We start from the raw sequence: 4,429 nt of genomic DNA on the forward strand, positions 1-4,429 counted from the left end.
CCAGCCCGCCGCCCGCCGACGCGCGGCGGGAGCTTGTGGAAGCCATGCGGACAATCGTGCGGACCAACCAGGTCGTCGCGGACCAGGCCCCGTCGATCGGCTGTTCGATCAAGTGGAAGCCTTAGCCCTCGCGACAGCGCCTCGGCCTTAGGGCGCGATTGCCTCCAGGCCACGAATCCCGGAAGCTCTCGCAAAAGCATCGGCAGGAGGCGTCCATGGAAGACAACGGCGGCTGGACGAAGGGCGACGGCCCGACGGTTCGTCAATTCCGCCAGATTCTGATCTGGCCGCTGCAATTGATGCCGCTGCCAGCAGGCGAAACGATCCGCAATCACTGCGAATTTCTGGAGGCGGAAGCCGACAAGGGCGTCTGGCGCGAATTGCAGGACGAGTTTCCGCAGGACGCAGGGCAATATCAGGAGCGTCATTACCGCGAGTTCGTATCCTTCCTGCCGCATGTGCAACGGTTTCTCTATGGCGAGCGGAGCTCGCACTCCGGTCGCACGACCTATGGCGAATCGCCCCTGCGCATCTTTCGCCGCGCCGATGTGAAACGGGTGCGCATCCGCTTCCGCGACGACCCGACGCCCATGACGCTCGAAGTCGCGCATGCCGATCTCTATTTTTTCTTCGACGTCGACGTCGTCATTCCGGTCATCGAAATCTCGGCCGAAGACTTATCCTTCGCGCGGGCGCAGGAGCTGATCTATCGTTTCGGCCGCGCCTATCCCGCCGGCTGGTCGGAAGACGAAGTGGGCGTCAATTGCCTCGAAGAGGTCGCCTGGCTCGACGCCGACGGCCGGACGCTTTCGACCTCCGACTATGGCGCGCGAGAGAAATTCATGGCGTCGGTCTGCCGCCATCAGACGACGGACATCGCCGCGCATTGGGAGTTCCTGCTGTCGCCGATGGTTCTCAACCAGCGCGAAAAACCGGGTCCGGTGCGCTATCGGCAACTCGAATTTCATCGCATGCCGGTCATGGCCTATCTCGCCGTCGACGATCCGACGGCGCTGACCCGCGCCGAATACATTCGTCTCGCCTTCGCCAGCGCGCCCGGCGACTGCTTGCCTACCGGGTCCGCCTTTCTCGACGACTTCGAGGCGCGCTATTGCTACGACCGCTTCTACGATCCCTCGCGCAAAGGCGATTGGGCCAATACGCGTCTTCTATGCAGCGGACAGGCTTTTGTCGCAGTGGGCGACTCAAGCAAAAAACTGTTCACCGATTCCGAGCGCGGATTTCTCGCGCAATTCCGCCACCAATTTTTCCTCGTCGGGTTGATCGCGCATTTTCACCGCGCTTCGCTGTTGATGATCTCCGACCGGATGGTGGCGACGATGAGCCGGCTCAATCGCGCCGACCGCGATTCCGTCAGCCGTTTCCGCAGGGACATCCGCATCATGCTGGAGACTTTCCTGCGCTTCACCCATCGCTATTATTTCCTGGAAATATCCGATCTCTTGCCAATGCGGGATATTTTCAGCCGCTGGGCCGGCCATCTCGGTACGGAGCGACTTTACGAGGAATTGCGCCACGAGATCAGCGACATGGCCTCCTATCTCGAAACCGATCTGCTGCGCCGCCAGGCCGTCACCATCCTGCAACTGACCGTGGTGACGCTGTTCAGCCTGATCGGCACGGTGACGACCGGCTTTCTCGGCATGAACCTGTTCAATCACGCCGATCTGCCGACGCTGGACCGTCTGGAAATTTTCCTCGTCGTGTTCATCCCGACGACGTTGGTCACACTCTACACGGTGATGAAATCGCGCCGCCTGGCCTTTTTCCTCAACGCGCTCGCCGATGAAAGGATAAGCCTGAAGGGCAAGTGGCATGCCTTCGCCGCCGTCTGGGGCCGTGGCTGAATCACGCGTCGCTCGGTCGTTCGATGGTGTAGATCCCGACGTCGATCACCTCCGCCAAAAACCCGGCTTCACAATAGCAAAGATAATAGTCCCAGAGACGCCGGAACCTTTGATCGTAACCCTGCGCTTCGATGCAGGACCAGCGGGCGTCAAAACGACGGCGCCATTCCGCGAGCGTTCGGGCGTAAGAGGGTCCAAAGCATTGCCGGCCCGTCAGCCGCAGTCCTGCGCGCCGGACCTGCTCTGCAAGCAGGGTCTTCGACGGCAGGAATCCGCCCGGAAAAATATGCTTCTGAATGAAATCCGTTTCGGCGCGATAGGATTCGTATCGCTCCTCGGCGATGGTGATGCATTGCAGGACCGCGACGCCGCCCGGCTTCAGGCGCTCGCGAATGGCGCCGAAATAGCTCGGCCAATAGGATTCGCCAACGGCCTCGATCATCTCGATCGACACCACGCGGTCAAATCCTCCGCTGGCGTCGCGGTAATCCTGCAGCCGCAAGTCGACGCGATCCTGCAAACCCCGTTCGGAAACCATTTCGCGGGCAAATTTCAACTGCGAAGGCGACAGGGTCAGGCCGGTCACTTTGGCGCCGCGTTCGGCGAGATGCGCCGCCAGCGCGCCCCAGCCGCAACCGATTTCCAGCACGCTCTCGCCGCCCGACAGGCGCAAAAGACCGGCGATCCGATCGAGCTTGCGTTGCTGGGCGGTTTCGAGGTCTGGATCGCCCACCTGCCAGAGGGCGGAGGAATAGATCATCGCGCGATCGAGCCAGACGCGGAAGAAATCATTGCCGAGGTCATAGTGAAATTCGATGTTGCGGCGACTGCCGCGCTTCGAGTTTCTGCGCAAACCATGCCGGAGGCGGTTCAGGAAGGTCAGGGCGCGGGAGCCGCGAATGGATTCGTCGAAAGCGTCGAGATTGCGCGCCGCGAGACGAATGAAGGCGGTGAGATCGGGACTGCTCCAGTCGCCGTCGAGGAAGGCTTCGGCCATGCCGAGACCGCCGCCGCGCGCCGCGCGAAAAATCGCGCGCCAGCGATGCAGCGTCAAGCTGGCTTCGGGACCGTGCTCGGCGCCGCAGAATTCGACGTCGCCGCCATCGGGAAAGATCAGCCGCAAGCGCCCGTAACGAATTCCCGAAAAGAGTTTTGCGACAAGCCGCTCGCGCAAGTTCGCGCCCGCCCGACGCAATGTCCGGTTGAAAAAGACTATTCCCCGGGATCTGCTCGCAATCGAACGCTCGTTGATCTGCGTCATCGTCAATGAACCTTCTCTCGGTTGGAAACGGGCGGGGCCAGCGAAACCGATTCTGCTGGCGGCGGCGGACGTTTGCGAAGGCCGATCCCTTTCAGCCAGAGTTTCACAGCCTCCCAGACAATGCCGCCGACGACCGACAGGGTTTGCAGAGGCAGCGACAGGAAGGCCCGCGCCAGCGCCGCATCGGTCAATTCCCGGCGCTCGGCGAACTGCGCGGCGCGCAACACCAGCCCCTCGCAATCGCTGGCGTCGATGCGGATACGCAGCGTCTCTTTGGGTGGTTTCACGCGAAAGTCGTAGCGGAGATCCAAGTCCATGAAGGGCGAGACATAAAATTTCTTGGCACAGGTCTGGAGGATTTCGCCGCCGAACGTCTTTTCGACGGGAAGCAGATAGGCGTGCCGTTGGCCAAATGTGTTGTCGACCTCCCAAAGGATCGCGAAAACGTCGCCGGATTTCCGGCAGCAGAAGAAAACGCTCAAGGGATTGAACGACCAGCCGAGAATGCGCGGCATGGTCAGGAGGCGCACCGGTCCGCCGTCCGGCGAAAAACCCGCCGCCTCCAGTTGCGCCTCGATCCGGCTTTTCAGCGGCGCGCCGCCACCATCGCCCCGGTCCCGCTGGTGGAAGGAAAACAGATTGAAGGCGTCGACCGAAAACAAACGCAACTGGCGATCCAGCGTCTCGAGTTCATCGAGATCGAGCAACAGCGAATGGACGCGGTAGCGAAAGCGATGCCGGCGCGGCCGCAGGCGCAGATGCGTCACGTGGCCGGCGTAAAGCGCGCTGGCGGGCCTTTCCGTCATGCCCCTTGCGTCCCGGCGGCGATCGAGGCGGCGGCTGGGCGCAAGAAGATGCGCCCGCTTTCGTCGGCCACACTCCACGGCCGGCGCAAGCCGCCGAGTTCTTCCGCCACGGCCAGACCCGCTTGCAACCCGTCCTCGTGAAATCCGGCGCCGAAATGCGCGCCGCAGAACCAGGTTCGCCGGCAGCCCTGCAAGGTCCATAATTTCTCCTGCGCCGCCTGCGCAGCGAGATCGGACATCGGGTGCTCGTAAAATTCGCTGTGAATCGCCAACTCCGGGCGGGGCTGGCGGCGGGGGTTGAGCGTCACCAACAGCGGCGGAGCGTCGCCCAGTTGCTGCAGCCGGTTCATCCAGTAGGTGACCGAAGGCCCGGAAGCGTCGTCGCGGTCTCCCAGATAGTTCCACGCGGCCCAGGCGGCGCGCCGACGCGGCATGAAGCTCGCGTCACGATGCAGCACGGCCTCGTTGCGGGCATAACGAAAGGCGCCGAGGAT

The 4,429-nt window shown here is 62.5% G+C and carries 3 protein-coding genes and 1 pseudogene; 1 reads left to right on the plus strand and 3 read right to left on the minus strand.

Annotated elements, in window-relative coordinates; translation table 11 throughout:
* The first annotated feature begins 215 nt into the window (after window positions 1-215).
* Entirely contained in the window at window positions 216-1,868 is a 1,653-nt protein-coding gene (locus tag ACLP2E_RS13470; protein WP_442466232.1) for a hypothetical protein, read from the plus strand.
* Between the two features lies 1 nt (window position 1,869).
* Here ACLP2E_RS13470 and ACLP2E_RS13475 read toward each other — a convergent pair whose 3' ends face one another.
* The 3 genes and pseudogenes from ACLP2E_RS13475 to ACLP2E_RS13485 all read right to left on the minus strand — a co-directional run.
* Window positions 1,870-3,042: a class I SAM-dependent methyltransferase gene (locus ACLP2E_RS13475; RefSeq protein ID WP_442466233.1), complete on the minus strand. Its 1,173-nt coding sequence runs from the start codon at window positions 3,040-3,042 to the stop codon at window positions 1,870-1,872.
* A gap of 89 nt (window positions 3,043-3,131) precedes the next feature.
* Window positions 3,132-3,935: a DUF1365 domain-containing protein gene (locus tag ACLP2E_RS13480; RefSeq protein ID WP_442466234.1), complete on the minus strand. Its 804-nt coding sequence runs from the start codon at window positions 3,933-3,935 to the stop codon at window positions 3,132-3,134.
* Window positions 3,932-4,429 (minus strand): annotated as a pseudogene (locus ACLP2E_RS13485) (NAD/FAD-binding protein); the annotation flags it as partial. The pseudogene ACLP2E_RS13485 and the gene ACLP2E_RS13480, both read right to left, overlap by 4 nt.

This window comes from Rhodoblastus sp. (genome assembly GCF_052145335.1).
Classification (GTDB): domain Bacteria; phylum Pseudomonadota; class Alphaproteobacteria; order Rhizobiales; family Beijerinckiaceae; genus Rhodoblastus.

Excerpts from the sequence above, each read along its gene's own strand:
- ACLP2E_RS13470 (WP_442466232.1), top strand. The coding sequence starts at position 216 with ATGGAAGACAACGGCGGCTGGACGAAGGGCGACGGCCCGACGGTTCGT.
- ACLP2E_RS13480 (WP_442466234.1), bottom strand. The coding sequence starts at position 3,935 with ATGACGGAAAGGCCCGCCAGCGCGCTTTACGCCGGCCACGTGACGCAT.